A 20,982-nucleotide genomic window follows, 5' to 3' on the forward strand; every position below is an offset into this window, starting at 1 on the left:
TGCGTCGCCGAACATCGTCCAGCGACGAAACCAGTCATCCTCAGCGGGGCTTCGGACGAGCTTTCGTGGTCTGACATCAGAGTGCACCACGGCGACGAGAGCCCATAGGGCCTTTGGTCCCAACCGCTACCGGGTCCCGGCCGGAACCGCATCAGTGCCGGGCATGGTCAGGCACGCGCAGCGATGGATGCGGCATCCGTGCCGGCCGGGAGTACCCCGTAGAGGTGAGCGCCGCCGGCGATCCGCGAGCCGATGAACGCGTCGGCGACGGCCGGGGGAGCGTGGCGGACCAACAGCGAACCCTGCAGCGCGAGCGCGAGCGCCGTCACCAGCTCGCGCGCGCGACCCTCGCGAGCGTCGTCGTGCGCCAGCTCCGAGACGAGCTCCCGTGTGCGCCGGAGATGGGCGTCGAGCCGCCGGTCCACGCCGCTGGTGTGCGCCAGCTCGGCGTCGAAGGCTTCGAAGCTGTCCGGATCCCGCACCAGAGCGCGCAGCACGTCGAGCGCGATGACGTTTCCCGATCCCTCCCAGATCGCCATCACGGGCTGCTCGCGGTACCGCATCCCGAGCGGAAACGATTCGGTGTACCCGTTGCCCCCGAGACACTCCATCGCCTCGTACGCGTGGCCGGGCCCGCGCTTGCAGACCCAGTACTTCGCCACAGCGGTGCCGAGTCGCCGAAACGCGACCTCCTGCGCCGTCGCATCCTGGTCGTAGGCCCGCGCGAGCCGCATCGCCGTCGCGGTCGCCGCCTCGGTCTCGAGCTGCAGGTCGGCGATCACCTGCGTCATGAGCGGCTGGTCGATCAGCCGAGCACCGAACGCCGCGCGGTGGCGCACGTGCCACGCGGCCTCCGCGGTCGCCTGCCGCATCCCTGCGGTCGTTCCCAGAACGCTGTCGAGACGCGTGCGCGTGACCATCTCGATGATCGTGCGCACCCCTCGCCCCTCCTCACCGACCAGCCGCGCCCGCGCTCCCTCGTATTCGACTTCGCCGGACGCGTTCGCCCGGTTTCCGACCTTGTCCTTCAGGCGACGGATGCGGATCTCATTGCGCGCACCATCCGGAAGCAGCCGCGGCAGGAGGAAGCACGACAGGCCGCCGGGAGCCTGTGCGAGAACGAGGAACGCGTCCGACATCGGCGCCGAGCAGAACCACTTGTGCCCGGTCAGTTCGTACTCGCCCCCACCGACGGGCCGTGCGAGCGTCGTGCCCGCCCGCACGTCGGAGCCGCCCTGCTTCTCCGTCATGGCCATACCGAATACGGCACCCGCCTTGCCCGGCACCAGATCAGGCTCGTACTGCGTGCTCAGCAGTCGCGGCATCCACACCCCGGCGAGGTCGTCGTCAGCGGCGATGACCGGAACTGCCGCGTGTGTCATCGACACCGGACACGCGTGACCGGGCTCCACCTGCGCGTACAGCATGAACGCGGCAGCGCGTGCCACGGATGCCCCCGGCCCGGGTTCCCGAAACGCACCAGTGTGCGCGCCGTCGGCCAGTGCCGCCCCGATGATCCGGTGGTACGCGGGGTCGTACTCGACCTGGTCGATCACACGCCCGTACCGGTCGTGGGTGCGCAGCACAGGCTCGATCCGGTTCGCGCGGGCCGCATCGTTCTGAAAGGCAGCGGAGCCGACACGCCGCCCGATCCGGTGCAGTCGTTCCGACGCGCCACCGGCATCATGTCGCTCCACCGCCTCGCGCAGCGCGGTATTGGCCTCGTACTCGTCGAGACCGGTGCGTTCGGGGGCCTGGTTCGTGACCTCGTGCGTGTTCATCCGACTCCCTCGTCCGTTGCTCCACGGTAAGCCTGTGCCCCGCGCGAAGGCCATCGAATCCCGGATGCGGCGCTCCCGGCATCCGGGATGGCCGCCGGTAGGGTGAGGGGGTGACATCGGCGCTGCGCATTACTGTCGTGATCCCGTGTCGCAATGACGCCGAGTTCCTCCGGGAATGCCTGCGGGCGCTGCAGAAGCAGGAACGCCCTGCCGACCGGGTGATCGTCGTCGACAACGGCAGCACCGACGACACCGCCGCCGTCGCGCGAGAAGCCGGCGTCGAGCTGATCGACGAGCCGCTCGTGGGGATCTGGCCTGCTGCGGCCCGCGGGTACGACGCGGCGCTGCCCACGAGCGAGATCATCGCCCGCGTCGATGCCGACTCTCGGCCGCACCCCGACTGGCTCGCGCGCATCGAGGCCGCGTTCGAGGCCGACCAGACCCTCGGTGTGCTCACCGGCGGCGCGGAGTTCTACGGTGCGGGCAGAGTCGTCCGCTATCTCGGCGAGCACTGGTACATCGGCGGGGGCAGGTTCTGGGTCAACCTCTGGCTCGGCATCCCGCTCGTGTTCGGATCGAATTTCGCCATGCGCTCCGCCATCTGGGAGCGCGCACGCGAGGTCGTGGACCGTGACAACGCGCGCATCCACGATGACCTCGATCTGACCATCCACCTGCGCGAGAGCGACGGCGTGCGGTGGGACCGCACGCTGACGATGCCGGTCTCGGCCCGGCCCCTCACCTCGGTCCGTGGCCTCGCGCGCCGCGTGGGACGGGTCGTCCCGACCTTCGCCGCCAGTTGGCCGGAGGGTGCGCCCTGGCGGCGCCGAGAAACCGACTATCCACAGGAAGGCCCGGGCGGCGACGACGCAGGAGTCGCGGTCACCTAGGCTCAGGCTCCATGCCGACGATCTCGACCGCGCTCACCGTTGCGGCGTTCGCGGCCTTCGCGGTGATCGGAACGATCCTCGCGATCATCGACATCCGTAGCCACCGGCTTCCCAACCGCCTCGTCGCGCTCGCCGGGGCGACCGGACTGCTGGGGCTGTCGGCGGCCGCTGCCACGGGCGGGCACCTCGACGTCCTCGTGCGTGCCCTGCTGGCGGCCGTCGTGCTGCTGGGCGCGTACCTCGTGCTCCGGATGCTGTCGGCGGGCGGCGTCGGCGGTGGTGACGTCAAGCTCGCCGCGGTGATCGGTCTGCACCTGGGGTGGCTCGGCTGGGGGAGCGTGCTCGTGGGAACCCTCGCGGGGTTCGTGCTGGGAGGAGCGTTCGCGGCGGGGATGCTCGCGACGCGGCAGGCAGACCGCCGCACGGCCATTCCGTTCGGACCGTGGATGATTGGCGGCGCGTGGGTGGCGATCGCCCTCGCCGTGTCAAGGCCCTGACATTCCCCGGCCGTCTCGACGCCTGCCGGTTAGCCTGGACTCATGCCGGCCGCCCTGAAGACGTTCATCGCCGCCGCGATCAGATGGGCGTTGTCGCTGCGCATCGTTCGCACCCTGCTGCTGTACGCCGAGCGCCGCGGCCCGGTGCTGGCCGACAGCGTCACGTACCGCGCGCTGTTCTCGGTGTTCGCTGCTGCGGCGCTGGGGTTCTTCTTCGCGGGGCAGTGGCTGGCAGACAACCCCGAGGCGTGGGATGCGCTCGTGGAGGCCGTGGATTCGGTGATCCCGGGGCTCATCGGCGAGAACGGCGTCATCAGCACCGACACGCTGGAGTCCGGTCTCACGATCGCGGGAATCGTCGGTGGCATCGGGCTCGTCTTCGCTGCGATCGGCGCCGTCGCCACGCTGCGCTCGGCGTTGCACATCCTCGGGGGAACCGTCTTCGACGACGGCTTCTTCGTCTGGGTGATGCTGCGCAACCTCGCGATGGCTGCGGGCGTGGGAATCGCGGTGATCGCCTCCGCGGCCGTCACCTACTTCGGCACGGCAGGCGTCTCGCTCGTGGCCGGATGGCTGGGGCTGTCGTCGGGGGAGTTCCTCGTCGACGCGCTGACCAGAGCGATCGGCATCGCCACGGTGTTCGTCCTGGATGCCGCTCTCATCGCGGCGATCTTCCTGGTACTGGGCGGCATCCGGGCGCCGGCGCGGGCGCTGTGGGCCGGCTCGCTGGTCGGCGGCCTGGGACTCACGGTGTTGCAGCAGCTGTCGGGGCTGTTCGTGCAGGGCGCCTCCGCCAATCCCCTGCTCGGCGCATCCGTCACGCTCATCGCGCTCCTGCTGTGGCTGAACTTCTCGGCGCAGGTCATCCTGATCGCGTGCACCTACATCATCGTCGCCGCAGAGGAGTCCCAGGGCGTCGTCCCGGCATCGGCCCCTCTCACCTTCGCGCAGCGGCGGCTGCGCCGCGCGGTGGCGACCTCGCGACAGTCGACGCAGGAACTGCTCGCCGCGCGCGCCGCGGCGATCGAGGAGAGCGCGGACCTGCGGGACTATGCTCGGGGCATGGCCATTGCACGACTTCACGGAGGCCCGCTCGATGGGCAGGTCCTGCCCCTGGATGCCCCGGACGCGGACACCATGATCGTTCCTTATGGCGAGGGACAGGTCATCTACGAACGCCGCGGTGCGCTCGAGCACACGGGCGATCACGACGGCCCCACCGAGGGGGAGTTCTACTTCGTGGAGTCCACCGATGAGATCGGACCCGCCGACGACTGACGAGGCCGCGGGGTCGACAGATCCGTCGCGAACTCTGGAAGTCGAGGTCACCTTCGACGTCGATCCGTCCACGCCGGTGCCCGACTGGACGGCGGTCGCCGGCATCGACCGCGTCGGAGAGCCGGAACTGCGAGAACTCGACGCCGTCTACTACGACACCGCGGACTACGCGCTCGGTCGCGCCGGGTACGCACTGCGGCGCCGCGAAGGCGGGCCGGACGCCGGCTGGCACCTCAAGGGGCCCCGCGAGGGCGCGGGCCGGATGGAAACCGGCTGGCCGCTCGATACGGGCGGGGGATCGGCATCCGTCCCGGGTGTTCCGCCCGAGATCGTCGCACACGTCGGTCACCTCGTCTCGGATCCGCTCATCGTGATCGCTCGGATCCGGAACACGCGCACCGCCTACGCGCTGACGGATGCCGACGGCGGTGTGGTCGCGGAGATGGTCGATGATCGTGTCCGCGCCCGCGACGAGGTGCGCGGGACGGAACGGGCGTGGCGTGAGTGGGAGATCGAGGCGGGCCCCGCGGGTCCGGTCGGCACCGCAGAGCGGACGGCGTTCTTCGACGCGATCACGATCGCCGCGCACCAGGCTGGCGCGCGCGAGGCGTCGAGTGACTCGAAGCTCGCGCGCGCCCTGGGCCTGTGACGCCTGACCCGCGGGTCAGATGTTGATCATGTGGCCGGCGAGGCCGTGGAATGCTTCCTGAACCGCTTCGGACAGCGTCGGGTGCGTGTGCACGTTGCGCGCGGCTTCGAGGGCCGTGAGGTCCCACTTCTGGGCAAGGGTCAACTCGGGCAGCAGCTCCGAAACATCCGGCCCGATCATGTGCGCGCCGAGGAGTTCGAGGTGCTCGCCGTCAGCGATGACCTTGACGAAGCCGACCGCCTCGCCCAGCCCGTTCGCCTTTCCGTTCGCGCTGAACGGGAACTTGGCGACGCGGACGTCGTAGCCGGCATCGCGCGCCTGCGCCTCCGTCAGACCGAAGCTTGCGACCTGCGGCGAGCAGAACGTCGCGCGCGGCATCATCCGGTAGTCGCCGAGGGGCATCGTCTCGGCCTTGCCGATCGTCTCGGCGGCCACCACGCCCTGTGCCTCAGCGACGTGAGCGAGCTGCAGCTTGGCCGTGACGTCGCCGATCGCGTAGATGTGCGGAACGTTGGTGCGCATGTAGTCGTCGATGTCGATCGCGCCGCGGTCGGTGAGCTTCACGCCGGTCTTCTCCAGGCCGAATCCTTCGACGCGGGGGGCGAAGCCGATCGACATGAGCACCTTGTCGGCGTCGATGGACCCCTGGGATCCGTCGTTGTTGCCGGTGTAGGCGACAGTGACGTGGTCGCCGTGGTCGGTGACGCTCTCGACCTTGGTCGAGGTGAGAATCTCGATGCCGTACTTCTTGTACTGGCGTGCGATCTCCTTCGAGACCTCGGCATCCTCGTTGGGAAGCGCGCGGTCCAGGAACTCGATGATCGTCACCTTGACGCCGTAGTTCGACAGCACATAGGCGAACTCCATGCCGATCGCGCCCGCGCCGACGATCACGATCGACGTCGGCAGCTCGCGGGTGAGGATCTGCTCCTCGTACGTGACGACGTTCTCGCTGAGGGACACGCCCGGGAGCAGCCGCACCGTCGAACCGGTCGCGATGATCGCGTTGTCGAAGGTCACCGTCTCGGTGCCGCCGTCCGAGGTCTTGACCTCGATCGTGTGGTCGTCCATGAACGAGCCACGGCCGTCGTACTCCGTGACCTTGTTCTTCTTCATCAGGTAGTGGATGCCCTTGACGTGACCTGCCGCGACCTCACGGCTGCGGTCCCAGGCGACGCCGAAGTCGAAGTGCACATCGCCCGAGATGCCGAACAGATCGGCCTTCGCGTGGAACGTGTGCGCGAGGTCCGCGTTGCGCAGCAGCGCCTTCGACGGGATGCATCCGACGTTCAGGCACACCCCGCCCCAGTACTTCTCTTCGATGACGGCTGTGGACAGACCCAGCTGAGCGCTGCGGACGGCCGCGACATACCCGCCGGGGCCGGCACCAAGGATGACGACGTCGTAGTGAGGCATGCTGCCAGCCTATCGCTCGGCACCAATCCCACGGCGACAGTTCGGCGGATGAGCATACGGGTGATCGACTCGACATTCGGGGAGCGAATCGGACTATCCTGGGGAGCCTGAGGAGGCACCCCGTGGAACAGAATGCGCCCGCTGAACCCGACGAGATCCGTCGCGCCTCCGGCGACCCCGCCGCGTCGGCTCTCGGTGGCCGTGGGGCCGACACGACGGTGTCGTTCGGACACGATGCCGACCTGTCGTTCGTGCCGTTCGGCAGCGACCTGAGCGAGGTCGAACTCGAGGCGATCGATGCGCTGCCGTCGGGATCTGCGCTCATGATCGTCCGCTCCGGCCCGACTGCGGGTGCACGCTACCTGCTGGATGCCGACGTGACGACGGTGGGTCGCCATCCAGAAGCAGACATCTTCTTCGACGACGTGACGGTGTCGCGTCGGCACGCCGAGATCACCCGCACCGGCAAGACGTTCGAGTTGGTCGATCAGCGTTCGCTCAACGGCACCTACGTCAATGGAGAGCGGGTTGATCGCGCCGTGCTCACCAACGGATCAGAAGCCCGGGTCGGCAAGTTCCGACTGAACTTCTTCGTTTCGCCCGCCGACCTCGAGCCCGCGGCGGAGCAGTGATGGCGGGCGTTCCCGCCCGTGATCGCGCCTCCGCAGCGGGGCTTCTGAGCATCGGTCAAGTTCTCGCGCGGCTGTCTCCGGAGTTTCCGGGCTTGAGTTCGAGCAAGCTTCGCTTCCTCGAGATGCAGGGCATCGTGACGCCCACGCGCACCGAGTCCGGATACCGCAAGTTCGCTCCCGCCGACGTCGAGCGCCTCCGGCTCGCGCTCACACTGCAGCGCGACCACTACCTGCCGCTCGTCGTGATCCGCGAGTACCTCGATGACGTGGATGCGGGGCGTGACCCGGTCACGCCACTGCCGGCACCGCCGACCTCGATCGTCGCAGCCCCGCGCCGATACCGTCGTGAAGAGCTGTTGGCCGCCGCGGGTGCCGCTCCGCAACTGCTCAACGATGCCATCAGCACCGGAGTGATCACGGGATCCGAGACCTACTCCGAGCAGACCGTCGCGTTGTTGCGGTGCCTCGTGGCACTTGACCGCCACGGCATCGAGCCGCGCCACATCCGCACGCTTCGGCAGAGCGCGGAGCGCGATGCCGCTCTGGTAGAGTCAGCCGTCGCGCCGCTGGCTCGACGTACGGACGCTGCCTCGCGCGGGCGGGCGGAGGAACTCGCGCCCGAACTGGCGCGGCGCCTGGAGGAAGTGCGCTCGATCTTCCTGCGTTCCGCTCTCGAACGTTTTCTCTCGTAGCGCGACACGCCGAGGCGCAACGGCCGGATGTCGTTGCCCGAGACACGTGGCTGATCTAGCGTTGACATGTCCGATCGAACTGGGGAGGTTGCCATGACGGCACGCGAGGCGGAATCGACGCCCAGCCTGACGGCAGATCTCCTGTTCACCGATGGTCTTCCTGCGCTCGACGACGAGGTGGGCTACCGCGGCGCGGTCGCTGCCCGCGCAGCGGGGATCACCTACCGGCAGCTGGACTACTGGGCCCGCACCGAGTTGGTCGAACCGACAGTGCGCGGCGCATCCGGGTCGGGATCGCAGCGACTGTACGGCTTCCGCGACATCCTCGTGCTCAAGCTCGTGAAGCGGCTGCTCGACACCGGCATCTCCCTGCAACAGATCCGCACGGCCGTCGAGCAGCTTCGCGCTGCCGGCATCCGGGATCTGGCCGGCACGACGCTCATGAGCGATGGCGCATCCGTCTACCTCTGCACGTCCAACGACGAAGTGATCGACCTCGTCAGCCGCGGTCAGGGCGTGTTCGGTATCGCCGTCGGCAAGGTACTGCGTGAGGTCGAGTCCACCCTCGTCGAGTTCGACCCGCAGGCTCCGGATGCCGTCGACGAACTCGCGGCGCGCCGCGCCGCTCGCACAGCCTGACCGGCGCCGCAGCACCTGATCCGGCAGTACCCGCTCTGCAGCACCTGCTTCGCAGGGGATGCGGTTAGGACGCGGCGTCGGGGGAGGGGATTCGGCCCGTGCGCATGACCCGGTCGAGGATCGCGTCGAAGTCGGCCGCCAACTCCTGTGCCGAGTCGCCGGGCCAGATGTGGAGCGGCTTTGCCGCACCCTGCGCCTGCTGCAGTGACGTGCGCTCGGGAAGCTGCGGCGACAGGACGAGAGGACCGAACATCTCCCGCAGCTCCTTGATGCGGAACTGGTGCTCGATCGACTGAGGCCGCACGCGGTTGACGACGATGCCGAGCGGCTGAAGACGAGGGGACAGGCCGCGGCGGATCTCTTCGATCGCACGCAGCGCGCGGTCGGCAGCGGCGACCGAGAACAATCCGGGCTCGGTGACGACCACGACGCGGTCGCTTGCCGCCCAGGCGGTGCGCGTGAGTGCGTTCAGCGAGGGTGCGCAGTCGATCAGAACGAGGTCGTAGTCAGCCTCGATCGTCGCGAGTGCTTCCTCGAGCTTCCACACGTCGCGAACACTCGGATGCGGGCCGTCGAAGTTGATCGCGGACGGCGACCCGATCATGACATCGATCGTGCCGGGGTGGACCTTCGCCCATCCGCTGGAGGTGATCGCCTGTCGAACGACCTTCTCTTTCGGGTTGGCCAGCACGTCGGCGACGTTGAGCTTTCCCGCCACCTGGATATCCATGCCCGTCGAGACGTCCGACTGGGGGTCGAGATCGACCACAAGGGTGCGGACACCGCGGGCGAAGGCGGCGGAGGCAAGCCCCAGCGTGACAGTGGTCTTGCCGACACCACCCTTGAGCGAGCTCACCGACAGTACGTGCACGAGGCTCTACGTTACCGTCCCCTAGGCTGGGTGCACACTCAGGCAGGCCCCCTCACCCACAGCGAGGTGTGATGTTTCGCAAGATCCTGGTAGCAAACCGTGGCGAGATCGCGATCCGAGCCTTCCGGGCCGCCGTCGAACTCGGAGCCCGCACTGTCGCGGTCTACCCCTACGAGGATCGGTACTCCCTGCACCGGCTCAAGGCCGATGAGGCCTACCAGATCGGTGAGCGCGGTCATCCGGTGCGCGCGTACCTCGACGTCGACGAGATCATCCGCGTTGCCCGCGAGAGCGGTGCCGACGCGATCTACCCCGGCTACGGGTTCCTCTCGGAGAACCCCGAGCTGGCTGAGAAGGCCGCAGCCGCCGGAATCACCTTCATCGGACCGCCCGCCGCCGTCCTGGAGATGGCAGGCAACAAGGTCACGGCGAAGCAGCACGCCGTCAGCGCCGGGGTGCCGGTGCTGCGCTCGACCGATGCCTCCGACGACGTCGACGCTCTTGTCGCGCAGGCCGCCGAGATCGGCTTCCCGATCTTCGTGAAGGCCGTCGCCGGCGGGGGAGGCCGCGGCATGCGCCGAGTCGAGACCGCCGAGGAGCTGCCGCCGGCGCTGGCCGAGGCGATGCGCGAGGCAGGCAGCGCCTTCGGTGACCCGCGGGTCTTCCTCGAGCAGGCCGTGCAGCGTCCCCGACACGTCGAGGTGCAGGTGCTCGCCGACAAGACCGGACACACGGTTCACCTGTTCGAGCGCGACTGCTCGGTCCAGCGCCGTCACCAGAAGGTGATCGAGATCGCTCCGGCGCCCAATCTCGATCCCGTGGTGCGAGACGACCTGCACCGCTACGCGGTGGCCTTCGCCGAGTCCATCGGCTACGAGAACGCCGGCACAGTCGAGTTCCTGCTCGAGACCGCGGGACCGCGCACCGGCGAGGTCGTGTTCATCGAGATGAACCCCCGCATCCAGGTCGAGCACACCGTCACCGAAGAGGTCACGGATGTCGATCTCGTGCAGTCGCAGATGCTGATCGCGTCGGGGTCGAGCCTGGACGAGCTCGGCCTGACGCAGGACCGCATCCGTCTGCGTGGGGCGGCGCTGCAGTGCCGCATCACGACGGAGGACCCCACGCAGGGGTTCCGCCCCGATACCGGGAAGATCACGACGTATCGCTCGCCCGGCGGTGCCGGCATCCGTCTGGACGGCGGCACCACGGCCGCCGGCTCGCAGATCAGCCCGCACTTCGACTCCATGCTCGCCAAGCTCACCTGCCGCGGGCGGGACTTCGGGGCCGCGGTGCTTCGCGCTCGGCGCGCGCTGGCGGAGTTCCGCATCCGTGGCGTGTCCACCAACATCCCGTTCCTGCAGGCTGTGCTCGAAGACCCCGCCTTCCTCGCCGGCGACCTCTCGACCTCGTTCATCGACGAGCGCCCCGAGCTGCTGCGTGGACGGGAGTCCAAGGACCGCGGCTCGAAGATGCTCAACTGGCTCGTCGACGTGACGGTGAATCGCCCCCACGGCGAGAACCCGCTGACGGTCAGCCCCGCACTCAAGCTCCCGACGATCGACCTGACGGAGGACCCGCCGGCGGGCTCGCGTCAACGACTCCTCGATCTCGGTCCTGCCGGGTTCGCGCGAGCGCTGCGCGAGCAGACCCCGCTCGCGGTGACCGAGACGACGTTCCGGGACGCGCATCAGTCGCTGCTGGCCACACGGGTGCGCACCAAGGATCTGGTCGCCGTGGCGCCCTACGTCGCGCGCATGACTCCCGAACTGCTCTCGGTCGAAGCGTGGGGCGGAGCCACCTACGACGTGGCGCTCCGGTTCCTCGGCGAGGACCCCTGGGAACGTCTCGACCGACTCCGCGAGGCGCTGCCCAACGTCGCGATCCAGATGCTGCTTCGCGGACGCAACACGGTCGGCTACACGCCGTATCCGACCGAGGTGACGGATGCCTTCGTCGCTGAGGCCGCCGCAAGCGGCGTCGACATCTTCCGCATCTTCGACGCGCTCAACGACGTGTCGCAGATGCGTCCCGCGATCGATGCCGTGCTGTCGACGGGCACCGCGGTCGCCGAGGTCGCGATGTGCTACACGGGAGACCTCCTGAACCCCGCTGAGGATCTCTACACCCTCGACTACTACCTGCGACTTGCCGACCAGATCGTGCAGTCCGGCGCGCACATCCTGGCGATCAAGGACATGGCGGGTCTGCTGCGCCCGGCTGCAGCATCCGCTCTGGTGAGCGCGCTGCGCGAGCGGTTCGACCTTCCCGTGCACGTGCACACGCACGACACCGCCGGCGGGCAGCTCGCGACCCTGCTCGCCGCGTCCGCGGCCGGTGCGGATGCCGTCGACGCGGCGTCTGCTCCGATGGCGGGAACGACGAGCCAGCCGTCGCTGTCGGCGCTCGTCGCCGCGTTGGCGCACACCGAACGCGACACCGGCATCGACCTGGCGGCGGCATCCGATCTCGAACCGTACTGGGAGGCCGTTCGTCATCTGTACCGCCCGTTCGAGTCGGGGCTCCCCGGCCCGACAGGTCGCGTGTACCGGCACGAGATTCCCGGCGGTCAGCTCTCGAACCTGCGCCAGCAGGCGATCGCCCTGGGTCTTGCCGAGGACTTCGAGTTGATCGAGGACCTGTACGCCGCGGCCAACGACATCCTCGGTCGGGTACCGAAAGTGACCCCGTCCTCGAAGGTCGTCGGCGACCTCGCGCTGCACCTGGCCGCCGTCAAGGCCGACCCCGCCGACTTCGCCGCCCACCCCGAGCGCTACGACATCCCCGACTCCGTCGTGGGGTTCATGGCAGGTGAGCTCGGCGATCTGCCGGGTGGATGGCCTGAGCCGTTCCGCTCCAAGGTTCTGCAGGGGCGCGAACCGCGCGCCGCCACCGCTCCGCTGCGCGCCGAGGATGCCGAGCGACTCGCCGGAACCTCGAGCGAGCGTCGTTCCACCCTCAACCGGCTCCTCTTCCCGGCGCCGACGAAGGAGTTCGAGCGTGTACGAGACACGTTCGGCGATGTGAGCGTGCTGGACACCGTCGACTACCTCTACGGACTCGAGCACGGATCCGAGCACGTCGTGGAGATCGAGCGCGGCGTGCAGCTGTTCGTCGGGCTCGAAGCCATCGGTGAGGCCGACGAGAAGGGCATGCGCACCGTCATGACCACGCTCAACGGCCAGCTTCGCCCCGTGTTCGTGCGCGACCGCAGCATCTCGGTCGAGGTGCGCCAGGCGGAGAAGGCTGACACGTCGAAGCCGGGTCAGGTCGCCGCGCCGTTCGCCGGCGTCGTGACACTGAAGGTCGGCGAGGGGGAGGCGGTTGCAGCCGGTCAACCGGTCGCCTCGATCGAAGCGATGAAGATGGAGGCGGCGATCACGTCGCCGGTCGACGGCATCGTCGAGCGACTCGTGATCGCGTCCCCGCAGCAGGTCGATGCGGGGGATCTTTTGCTCGTCGTGCGACCCGCCGGATAGCCTGGAGGGCGGCGCAGCGCCGCCACATCGACGGCAGGGAGAGCACGTGGCAGATCGACCGGACTCGGAACAGCCGGAGAACGAAGAGCACGGCATCCTCGACGAGGAGCGGGTCGACACGTCGGGGATCTTCCTCGGCGGCTCGACGGCGCAGGTCGATGTCGCGTTTCCCGTTCCCGCCGACGACGATGACGCGATCGACGAGGACTTCGACGAGTCGTCCGCGCAGGAACGCATGACGCAGCCCGCGCCCGCGGAGCGAGCCGACACCGCTGAAGCCGAGATCATCGACGATGCCGTCGCGGATGCTCCGCAGGAGCGCCACGACATGGATATCGAGGATGCGGTCGAGGCGGACGAGCCCGAGCCCGCACCGGCATTCACCGACCGTGTCGCCGTTTCGGTGGCGCAGCCGGTCCGCGCGGTGGAGCCGACGGCCGCGGTGTTCGACGTCACCCTCGCCTCGAAACGCCTCGGTGAACTGGAGGTCAGCCGTGAGGGCGCGGACGTCCTGACCGCCGACCGACTGCTGGACCCGCATCATGTGGCGAAGGTGGAGCCGGAAGGATTCTGGCAGAGCACCCTCTACCGGGCCTCGGGCACACTCATCAACCTCGGCGACAGCAAGAAGGCGCGTGCCCGTAAGGAACTCAGCCGGAGGATCGCGGCTCCGCTGCCCGGCGGCGCGCGGTTCGTTCCGGTGCTCAGCCGCAAGGGTGGCGTGGGCAAGACCACTGTCACGACGCTGCTCGGGATGGCGCTCGCCGATGCCCGCGATGACCGTGTCGTCGCGGTCGACGCCAACCCCGACCGCGGGACGCTGGCGGAGCGGATCGGACGCACCAGCGGCAAGACGATCCGAGACCTCGTGCGCATCAAAGACGAGGTGGTCGGATACAACGACCTGTCGACGATCGTCGCGCGCGACGAAACGCGGCTCGACGTCCTCGCCTCCGACGCCGATCCTCGCGTCTCGGAGGCGTTCGGTGATGACGACTACCGTGCAGCTGCCGCCGTCGCCGCACACTACTACTCGGTCGTGCTGACCGACACGGGGACAGGCATCGTGCATTCCGTGATGTCGGCGACCCTGGAGCGTGCCGATGCGCTCGTCGTCGTGGCGGGCCTGAGCATCGACGAGGCGCGTCTCGCATCCGAGACTCTCACCTGGCTCGAGACGAACGGGTACGGCGATCGTGTGCGCGAGGCCGTCGTGGTGCTCAACACCACGCGACCCGGGTCACCGCTGGTTCGGGCGGACGAGGTCGAGGCTCACTTCCGGACTCGCGTACGCGCCGTCATCCGGATGCCGTACGACTCCCACATCGCGTCAGGAGCGGCGATCGGGTTCCACGAGATCCATCCTGCGACGCGCGAGGCCGCGCGCCAGCTCGCGGCAGCAGTCGTCGAATCCCTGCGCACCCCCGCGGTGGTGTGAGCGCTCATGGCTGTTCGACCCATCCGCGTGTTCGGTGACCCCGTGTTGCGCGCACCGAGCGTTCAGATCGACACGATCGACGAGGGGACACGGGCGCTGGTCGCCGACCTCCTCGACACCGTCGCGCTCCCCGGACGTGCCGGCGTCGCCGCGCCGCAGATCGGCGTCGGCGTTCGCGCGTTCAGCTACAACATCGACGGAGAGATCGGCTACGTGCTCAACCCGGTGCTCGTGGCGGTCTCGGGCGAGCCGGAACTCGTGGGGGAGGGGTGCCTGTCCGTGCCCGGACTCTGGCACGACACGCTGCGGCATCCTCACGCGGTCGTGCACGGCATCGACCTGGAGGGAAAGCCCGTCATCCTGGAGGGCGACGGCCTGATGGCGCAGGCCCTGCAACACGAGACCGACCACCTCGACGGGAAGCTCTACCTGGACCGGCTCGACCCGGAACGCCGCAAGCGCGCAATGCGCGAGGTCCGTGAGTCCGACTGGTTCTGACACGTCCGATCGCGAACGGCGGGGTGCCTGCTCCTGCAGGAACCCCGCCGTTGTGCGTCACGGTCTCAGGGTGAGGACTAGGACAACGACACGTTGGATGTCGTGACCGGCACCGCGTAGAGCTCCTCGATGTGGTCGCCGAAGTCCGCCATGATCACGTTGCGCTTGATGCTCATCTTGGGTGTGAGGTGGCCGCTTGCTTCGGTCCATTCCGTGGGGAGGATGACGAACTTGCGGATGGACTCGGCGCGGGAGACTGCTGCGTTGGCGCCGTCGATCGCCCGCTGCACTTCGGCGCGGACCGCCTCGTGGGACGCGGCATCGTCGAGAGACATCTCGCTGGGCAGCCCGTTGTTGGCAAGCCACGTCGGCAGCATCTCGGGATCGAGGGTGACGAGGGCCGAGATGAACGGCTTCTGGTCGCCGACGACGACGACCTGACCGACGATCGGGTTGGCGCGGATGGGATCCTCGAGAGCGGCGGGCGCGACGTTCTTGCCGCCCGCGGTGACGATGATCTCCTTCTTCCGGCCGGTGATCCGGAGGAATCCGTCCTTGTCGAAGGCGCCGATGTCGCCGGTCTTGAACCATTCGCCGTCGAAGGCGGCCGCGGTCGCCTCGGGGTTTCGCCAGTACTCCTTGAAGACGTCGATGCCGCGGACCTCGATCTCGCCATCCTCCGCGATCCGCACGCCGACGCCCGGCAGCACGGGCCCGACGGTTCCGATCCGGGACTTGCCGGGGAGGTTGACGGTTGCGGGAGCGGTGGTCTCGGTCAGACCGTAGCCCTCGAGGATGTCGACGCCGAGGCTGTGGAAGAAGTGGCCGAGACGCTCGCCCAGGGGAGCGGATCCCGACACGGCGTACTCGACGCGCCCGCCCATCGCTTCGCGGAGCTTCGAGTACACGAGCTTGTCGAACAGGCGGAACTTCAGCCCCATCATGAACGGGACCTTGCGTCCTTCCTGGATGTACTTCGAGTGCTCGATCGCGGTGTGCGCTGCCGCCCGGAAGATCTTGCCCTTCCCGCCGGCCTCCGCTTTCTGCTCTGCCGAGTTGTAGACCTTCTCGAACACGCGGGGCACCGCGAGCAGGTAGCTCGGCTTGAAGGATCCGAGCGCGGGAAGGAGCTGCTTCGTATCGGGCTGGTGCCCGGTCTTCACGCCCGCGTGCACGTTGAGGATCGAGATGAAGCGCGCGAAGACATGGGCCGTCGTGATGAACAGGAGTGTCGAGGCGCCCGGCTTGGCGACAACCTCCTTCAACGCCTCCGCGGAGTTCCGGGAGAGCTCGACGAAGTTGCTGTGGGTGAGGACGCAGCCCTTGGGGCGGCCTGTTGACCCGGAGGTGTAGATGAGCGTCGCGATGTCGGCACCCACGGCGAGCGAGCGCCGTCGCTCGATCTCGTCATCCGTGATCGCCGCGCCCTTCTCGACGAGCGCGTCGAGGTCTCCCTTGTGCATCGCCCACGTCGACCGGACGTGGGGGAGGTCGGCGAGGGCCTCCTTGACCCGAGCCTCATGGTCGGCCGACTCGCAGATGCAGGCCACGGCGCCCGAGTCCGACAGGTTCCACGCGATCTGCGTCGGGGAGCTGGTCTCGTAGATGGGGACCATGACCGCGCCGGCGAAGAAGATCGCAAAGTCGACGAGTGTCCACTCGTACGTCGTGCGGGCGATGAAGCCCACCTTGTCGCCTGGCTCGATCCCGCCGGCCACGAGTCCCTTTGCCAGCGCCACGACCTGGTTCAGGAAGTCGGATGCGGTGATGTCTCGCCAGCCGGTGCCGTCGGGAACCGCGAACAGCGCGAGTTGTGGTGTCTTCTTCACCCGCTCCACGAGCAGATCGGTGATGTTGGCCTGCGGATCGGGGGCCACGACCGCGGGTGTATCGAACTGGACCACGGCAACTCCTTCGGTACCGGTGAAAAGCGGATCGGTGTGACCGCCAATGCTACCCGATGAGACTCGATCTCACCCTGGATGACACCTCGTTCCAGATGGTTTTCGGGGGGTGTCTCGCCGGGATCGCCACGCTCAGACCGCCGGCCCGTCGTGACTAGACTTCAGAAGCGCCGGTGAGGGAAGGAGCGTGCGAGCGGTGTTCTACTGGCTCATGAAGTACGTGGTCATCGGCCCCATCGTGAAGGCGATCTTCCGCCCCTGGATCGTGGGTCGACGCAATGTGCCCAAGACCGGCGCGGCTATCCTCGCCAGCAACCACCTCTCGTTCGCGGACTCGATCTTCCTCCCGTTGATGATCGATCGCCCGGTCACGTTCTTGGCCAAGAGCGACTACTTCACCGGGAAGGGCATCAAGGGGTGGGCGACCCGGGTGTTCTTCAAGGCGACCGGTCAGCTGCCCATCGACCGCTCCGGGGGCAAGGCATCCGAAGCGTCGTTGAACACGGGCCTCCAGGTCCTCGGCCGGGGTGACCTTCTCGGTATCTATCCCGAGGGCACTCGCAGTCCCGATGGCCAGTTGTACCGCGGGCGCACGGGAATCGCCCGGATGGCGCTCGAGGCTCGCGTACCCGTCGTGCCGTGCGTCATGGTGGACACCGACACGATGATGCCCATCGGGCGAAAGATCCCGAACGTTGTCCGGGTGGGGGTGATCATCGGCGAGCCCCTCGACTTCTCGCGCTTCCACGGGATGGAAGGCGACCGATACATCCTGCGTTCCATCACCGACGAGATCATGGTCGCGCTGCAGCGGCTGGGGGAGCAGCGGTACGACGACGTGTACGCCTCGACCGTCAAGAACCGTGCGGTGCCGCCGCGCTCTGCGCCCGTGCCCGCCCCGATAGACTGAGGGGATGCTCTCGAAGACCGACCCGCTCGACCACTGGCGTACCCTCCCGATCAAGCAACAGCCGTCGTGGTATGCGCCTGAGGCTGCGGTCGAGGTGTCTGCGGAGCTTGCCACACTCCCGCCCCTGGTGTTCGCCGGAGAGGTCGACATCCTCCGCGAGAAGCTCGGCCGCGCCGCCGCGGGCGAGGCGTTCCTGCTTCAGGGGGGTGACTGCGCGGAGACCTTCGCGGGCGCGACAGCAGAACAGATCCGCAACCGCATCAAGACCGTCCTGCAGATGGCTGTCGTCCTGACGTACGGCGCATCGATGCCGGTCGTGAAGATGGGGAGGATGGCGGGTCAGTTCGCCAAGCCCCGCTCGTCCGACACCGAGACCCGCGGCGATGTCACCCTGCCCGCCTACCGCGGCGACATCGTGAACGGATACGACTTCACCGAAGCCTCGCGGCGTGCAGACCCGGCACGGATGCTGAAGGCGTACCACACGTCCGCGTCGACGCTGAACCTCATCCGTGCCTTCACGCAGGGTGGTTTCGCCGACCTGCGCGAGGTGCACAGCTGGAACAAGGGCTTCGCGCAGAACCCCGCCAACCAGCGCTACGAGCGCCTGGCGACCGAGATCGATCGGGCGATCAAGTTCATGGAGGCCGCCGGCGCTGACTTCGACGAGTTGCGCCGGGTCGAGTTCTACACCGGGCACGAGGGCCTGCTCATGGACTACGAGCGCCCCATGACCCGTATCGACTCGCGTACCGGGACGCCCTACAACACGTCCTCGCACTTCCTCTGGATCGGGGAGCGTACCCGCGACCTCGACGGCGCACACGTCGACTACTTCTCACGCATCCGCAACCCCATCGGCGTCAAGCTCGGTCCGACCACGACCGCCGAGACGGCGCTCGCGCTGATCGACAAGCTGGACCCCGAGCGTGAGCCCGGTCGGCTGACCTTCATCACCCGGATGGGTGCAGGGAAGATCCGCGACGCGCTGCCGCCGCTGCTGGAGGCTGTGAAGGCGTCCGGCGCGACTCCGCTGTGGGTGACCGACCCGATGCACGGTAACGGGATCACCTCGCAGACCGGCTACAAGACGCGCCGTTTCGATGACGTCGTCGACGAGGTGCGCGGCTTCTTCGAGGCCCACCGCGCGGTCGGAACGCATCCCGGCGGCATCCACGTCGAGCTCACGGGCGACGATGTCACCGAGTGCCTCGGTGGTTCCGAGATGATCGACGAGGCTGGTCTGGCGACACGGTACGAGTCGCTGTGCGACCCGCGACTGAATCACATGCAGTCTCTGGAGCTGGCGTTCCTCGTCGCGGAAGAGCTCGAGAAGCGCTAGCGGCGGTCAGTCGTCGCCGCCCCCGCCGATCCCGATGTCGGTGATGGTGATGACGGTGCCGGGAACGTGGAAGGTTCCCGCCCGAGGCTCGATCGCGTTGACCCGGAAGACGTCCCAGAGGCTCCCCTCGGGCAGTGCCGTCTCGGCCTCGAAGCCCGCGTCCTTGAGGACCGTCACCGCGTCGCGCACCGATAGTCCGACCACGGCGGGAACTTCGACGGGCTGGACTCCCTTGGAGACGATGAGGGTCACCGCGTCGCCGGGGCGCCACGAGCCGCCCTCCGACCGCTCGGCGATGCCGATGACCTCTCCGGCGGGGACGTCGTCGTCGTACTGCTCGATCTTCTCGCCGGAGACGCTCAGGCCTGCGGCCTCGAGCGTCTCGGTGGCGGCAGCCACGGAGAGGCCGCGGACATCGGGCACCGGACCCAGCGACACGGTCATCGTGACGGTGTCGCCTTCGAAGGCGGTGCACCCGTTCGTGCAGTCGACGACGTCGCCTCCCTCACGGGGCGTGAGCGACACGGCGACCACTGTCCCCGCGGCGGCATCCGAGAACACCTCTGCGTCGGGCTCGGTGATGATCAACTGATACCCCGCCAGCGTCACGCGTGCGTCGGTGGCGGGCTGGCCCGACACCGACGGGATGTCGTGCTGCGCGGGCCCCAGGGAAACGATGACGCGGACCGTTGACTCCTTGTCGACACGCTCGCCGGCCGGAGGGTCGGTGCGGATAACGAGCCCCTCCTCGACCTCGAGGCTGTTCTCGCCAGCCTGCTCGGGAAGGAGATTCTGTGCCGCGAGCTGGGCTGCCGCACCCTCGTAATCCAGGCCCGCGACCGACGGCACGACGACCTGCGACCCCGGCCCGGATCCGAACCACCAGCCGATGCCGGCCGCCAGCACCGCGAGAAGGATGACGATCGTCACGATCCAGGCGGTACGCGTGCCCTGGCGCTGCGCCGAGCGGCGCAGCAGGGCGGCATTGTCGACCTCGCTGGCGGGCACGGTGAGGTTTCCGGTCGTCGCCGGGAGGACCTTGGTGAGCTGGCTGGGATCGTCGTCGCGATCGATCATCCCCGACGTCGCTGCCGTGACGACCTGCGGTGAGATCCCCAGGTGCCGCTCGATCTCCCGCAGCCGCTGCAGCATCTCCATGGCATCCGCGGGGCGATCGTCGGGCTTCTTCTCGGTCGACCACAGCACGAGCTCATCGAGCTGCTCGGGAACCCCCGGGTTCTTGACGCTCGGTCGCGGCACCGAGTCAGTGGCGTGCTGGAACGCGATCTGCATCGGCTGCTCGCCGCGGTACGGCTGCTCACCCGTGAGCATCTCGTAGAGCATGATGCCGAGACTGTAGATGTCGCTGCGGGCATCCGCGGTGCCGCGCGTGACCAGCTCGGGGGCGAGGTACGCGATGGTGCCCATCAGCTGGGCGCCGGTCGCCGTGTTGGCACTCGTTGCCCGGGCGAGGCCGAAGTCGCCGATCTTGATGCGCCCGTCCTCGGCAAGCAGGACGTTCTCGGGCTTGACGTCGCGGTGGATGATGCCGGCCCGGTGTGCCGCGGCAAGGCCGGAGAGCACGGCATCCATGATCGAGATCGTCTGCGGCACGGTGAGGCGCTTCTGTTCGCGCAGCAGCTCGCGCAGCGTGATGCCGGGCAGGTACTCCATCACGAGGTAGGCGATCTCGCCATCGCTGCCCTGATCGAAGACGTTGACGACATGCGGGTCGGCCAGGCGTGCCGCCGCACGCGCCTCCTGGATGAACCGGCTTTGGAAAACCGTGTCATCGCTCAGGTGCCCGTGCATGACCTTGAGCGCGACGCGGCGTTCCAGGCGCAGGTCGGTGGCGACGTACACCGTCGCCATGCCACCGCGGGCGATGCGAGCGCGCACCCGATACCGGCCATCGACGAGACGGCCGATCAGGGGATCGGTCTGCGCGCTGGTGCTCACGAACCGAGTCTACGGAGCGTGAGCGGCCCCGCCTGGGAGCGGCTCACAGAGTGAGCGCGACCGCCGGCCGGCTGCAGAGCGTGGAGATGGCGGTGAGGATGGTGCGA

General features: G+C 68.3%; 17 protein-coding genes. 12 read left to right on the forward strand and 5 right to left on the reverse strand.

Annotated features, from left to right (window positions below; genetic code table 11):
- Positions 1-167 precede the first annotated feature (167 nt).
- On the reverse strand, positions 168-1,781 hold the full coding sequence (locus ACSGC5_RS06090) for an acyl-CoA dehydrogenase family protein (protein ID WP_434969724.1): 1,614 nt from the start codon (positions 1,779-1,781) through the stop codon (positions 168-170).
- 110 nt (positions 1,782-1,891) lie between these two features.
- On the opposite strand from ACSGC5_RS06090, the gene ACSGC5_RS06095 reads away from it, so the two are divergent.
- The 4 genes from ACSGC5_RS06095 to ACSGC5_RS06110 are packed head-to-tail and all read left to right on the forward strand — an operon-like array spanning position 1,892 to position 5,095.
- On the forward strand, positions 1,892-2,671 hold the full coding sequence (locus tag ACSGC5_RS06095) for a glycosyltransferase family A protein (protein ID WP_434969725.1): 780 nt from the start codon (positions 1,892-1,894) through the stop codon (positions 2,669-2,671).
- A gap of 11 nt (positions 2,672-2,682) precedes the next feature.
- A complete protein-coding gene (locus ACSGC5_RS06100; protein ID WP_434969726.1) occupies positions 2,683-3,168 on the forward strand; it encodes a prepilin peptidase in 486 nt (161 codons plus the stop codon).
- 42 nt (positions 3,169-3,210) lie between these two features.
- The gene (locus ACSGC5_RS06105) at positions 3,211-4,446 is read left to right on the forward strand and encodes a YihY/virulence factor BrkB family protein (protein ID WP_434969727.1); all 1,236 of its coding nucleotides are present in this window, start codon (positions 3,211-3,213) and stop codon (positions 4,444-4,446) included.
- Positions 4,421-5,095, forward strand: a complete 675-nt coding sequence (locus ACSGC5_RS06110) for a CYTH domain-containing protein (RefSeq protein WP_434969728.1) — start codon at positions 4,421-4,423, stop codon at positions 5,093-5,095. The genes ACSGC5_RS06105 and ACSGC5_RS06110 overlap by 26 nt, the downstream gene beginning before the upstream one ends.
- A 15-nt stretch (positions 5,096-5,110) precedes the next feature.
- Here ACSGC5_RS06110 and lpdA read toward each other — a convergent pair whose 3' ends face one another.
- Positions 5,111-6,511 carry a dihydrolipoyl dehydrogenase gene (gene lpdA, locus ACSGC5_RS06115; protein ID WP_434969729.1) on the reverse strand — a complete coding sequence of 467 codons (1,401 nt, stop codon included), beginning with the start codon at positions 6,509-6,511 and terminating at the stop codon, positions 5,111-5,113.
- Between the two features lie 122 nt (positions 6,512-6,633).
- On the opposite strand from lpdA, the gene ACSGC5_RS06120 reads away from it, so the two are divergent.
- The 3 genes from ACSGC5_RS06120 to ACSGC5_RS06130 all read left to right on the forward strand — a co-directional run bounded on the left by ACSGC5_RS06120 (position 6,634) and on the right by ACSGC5_RS06130 (position 8,474).
- Entirely contained in the window at positions 6,634-7,143 is a 510-nt protein-coding gene (locus ACSGC5_RS06120; RefSeq protein ID WP_434969730.1) for an FHA domain-containing protein, read from the forward strand.
- On the forward strand, positions 7,143-7,835 hold the full coding sequence (gene ftsR, locus ACSGC5_RS06125; RefSeq protein ID WP_434969731.1) for a transcriptional regulator FtsR: 693 nt from the start codon (positions 7,143-7,145) through the stop codon (positions 7,833-7,835). Before ACSGC5_RS06120 ends, ftsR begins: the two co-directional genes overlap by 1 nt.
- Positions 7,836-7,928: 93 nt before the next feature.
- Positions 7,929-8,474, forward strand: a complete 546-nt coding sequence (locus tag ACSGC5_RS06130; RefSeq protein WP_434969732.1) for a MerR family transcriptional regulator — start codon at positions 7,929-7,931, stop codon at positions 8,472-8,474.
- A gap of 64 nt (positions 8,475-8,538) precedes the next feature.
- On the opposite strand, the gene ACSGC5_RS06135 is transcribed toward ACSGC5_RS06130, so the two are convergent.
- The gene (locus ACSGC5_RS06135) at positions 8,539-9,345 is read right to left on the reverse strand and encodes a ParA family protein (RefSeq protein WP_434969733.1); all 807 of its coding nucleotides are present in this window, start codon (positions 9,343-9,345) and stop codon (positions 8,539-8,541) included.
- A gap of 71 nt (positions 9,346-9,416) precedes the next feature.
- Between ACSGC5_RS06135 and ACSGC5_RS06140 the strand changes: the two genes are divergently transcribed.
- Genes ACSGC5_RS06140 through ACSGC5_RS06150 form a run of 3 tightly spaced genes read left to right on the forward strand, consistent with a single transcriptional unit; the run spans position 9,417 to position 14,760 of the window.
- On the forward strand, positions 9,417-12,824 hold the full coding sequence (locus tag ACSGC5_RS06140; RefSeq protein WP_434969734.1) for a pyruvate carboxylase: 3,408 nt from the start codon (positions 9,417-9,419) through the stop codon (positions 12,822-12,824).
- Between the two features lie 46 nt (positions 12,825-12,870).
- Complete coding sequence (locus tag ACSGC5_RS06145) at positions 12,871-14,262, forward strand: MinD/ParA family ATP-binding protein (RefSeq protein WP_434969735.1); 1,392 nt, start codon at positions 12,871-12,873, stop codon at positions 14,260-14,262.
- 6 nt (positions 14,263-14,268) lie between these two features.
- A complete protein-coding gene (locus tag ACSGC5_RS06150; protein ID WP_434969736.1) occupies positions 14,269-14,760 on the forward strand; it encodes a peptide deformylase in 492 nt (163 codons plus the stop codon).
- A 77-nt stretch (positions 14,761-14,837) separates the two neighbouring features.
- Here the strand turns inward: ACSGC5_RS06150 and ACSGC5_RS06155 are convergent, their stop codons facing one another.
- Positions 14,838-16,664: an AMP-dependent synthetase/ligase gene (locus ACSGC5_RS06155; protein WP_434969737.1), complete on the reverse strand. Its 1,827-nt coding sequence runs from the start codon at positions 16,662-16,664 to the stop codon at positions 14,838-14,840.
- Between the two features lie 196 nt (positions 16,665-16,860).
- Here ACSGC5_RS06155 and ACSGC5_RS06160 point away from each other — a divergent pair, with 196 nt between their 5' ends.
- Together ACSGC5_RS06160 and ACSGC5_RS06165 are read left to right on the forward strand one after the other, a co-directional pair.
- Positions 16,861-17,574, forward strand: a complete 714-nt coding sequence (locus tag ACSGC5_RS06160) for a lysophospholipid acyltransferase family protein (RefSeq protein ID WP_434969896.1) — start codon at positions 16,861-16,863, stop codon at positions 17,572-17,574.
- 4 nt (positions 17,575-17,578) lie between these two features.
- Positions 17,579-18,916 carry a class II 3-deoxy-7-phosphoheptulonate synthase gene (locus ACSGC5_RS06165; protein WP_434969738.1) on the forward strand — a complete coding sequence of 446 codons (1,338 nt, stop codon included), beginning with the start codon at positions 17,579-17,581 and terminating at the stop codon, positions 18,914-18,916.
- A gap of 6 nt (positions 18,917-18,922) precedes the next feature.
- On the opposite strand, the gene pknB is transcribed toward ACSGC5_RS06165, so the two are convergent.
- Positions 18,923-20,875, reverse strand: a complete 1,953-nt coding sequence (pknB, locus tag ACSGC5_RS06170) for a Stk1 family PASTA domain-containing Ser/Thr kinase (protein WP_434969739.1) — start codon at positions 20,873-20,875, stop codon at positions 18,923-18,925.
- Positions 20,876-20,982: the final 107 nt, after the last annotated feature.

Source organism: Microbacterium sp. bgisy207 (assembly GCF_965345035.1).
GTDB lineage: Bacteria > Actinomycetota > Actinomycetes > Actinomycetales > Microbacteriaceae > Microbacterium.

Excerpts from the sequence above, each read along its gene's own strand:
- ACSGC5_RS06165 (WP_434969738.1), top strand. The coding sequence starts at position 17,579 with ATGCTCTCGAAGACCGACCCGCTCGACCACTGGCGTACCCTCCCGATC.
- lpdA (WP_434969729.1), bottom strand. The coding sequence starts at position 6,511 with ATGCCTCACTACGACGTCGTCATCCTTGGTGCCGGCCCCGGCGGGTAT.
- ACSGC5_RS06105 (WP_434969727.1), top strand. The coding sequence starts at position 3,211 with ATGCCGGCCGCCCTGAAGACGTTCATCGCCGCCGCGATCAGATGGGCG.
- ACSGC5_RS06090 (WP_434969724.1), bottom strand. The coding sequence starts at position 1,781 with ATGAACACGCACGAGGTCACGAACCAGGCCCCCGAACGCACCGGTCTC.
- ACSGC5_RS06130 (WP_434969732.1), top strand. The coding sequence starts at position 7,929 with ATGACGGCACGCGAGGCGGAATCGACGCCCAGCCTGACGGCAGATCTC.
- ACSGC5_RS06150 (WP_434969736.1), top strand. The coding sequence starts at position 14,269 with ATGGCTGTTCGACCCATCCGCGTGTTCGGTGACCCCGTGTTGCGCGCA.
- ACSGC5_RS06100 (WP_434969726.1), top strand. The coding sequence starts at position 2,683 with ATGCCGACGATCTCGACCGCGCTCACCGTTGCGGCGTTCGCGGCCTTC.
- ACSGC5_RS06140 (WP_434969734.1), top strand. The coding sequence starts at position 9,417 with ATGTTTCGCAAGATCCTGGTAGCAAACCGTGGCGAGATCGCGATCCGA.
- ACSGC5_RS06110 (WP_434969728.1), top strand. The coding sequence starts at position 4,421 with ATGAGATCGGACCCGCCGACGACTGACGAGGCCGCGGGGTCGACAGAT.
- ftsR (WP_434969731.1), top strand. The coding sequence starts at position 7,143 with ATGGCGGGCGTTCCCGCCCGTGATCGCGCCTCCGCAGCGGGGCTTCTG.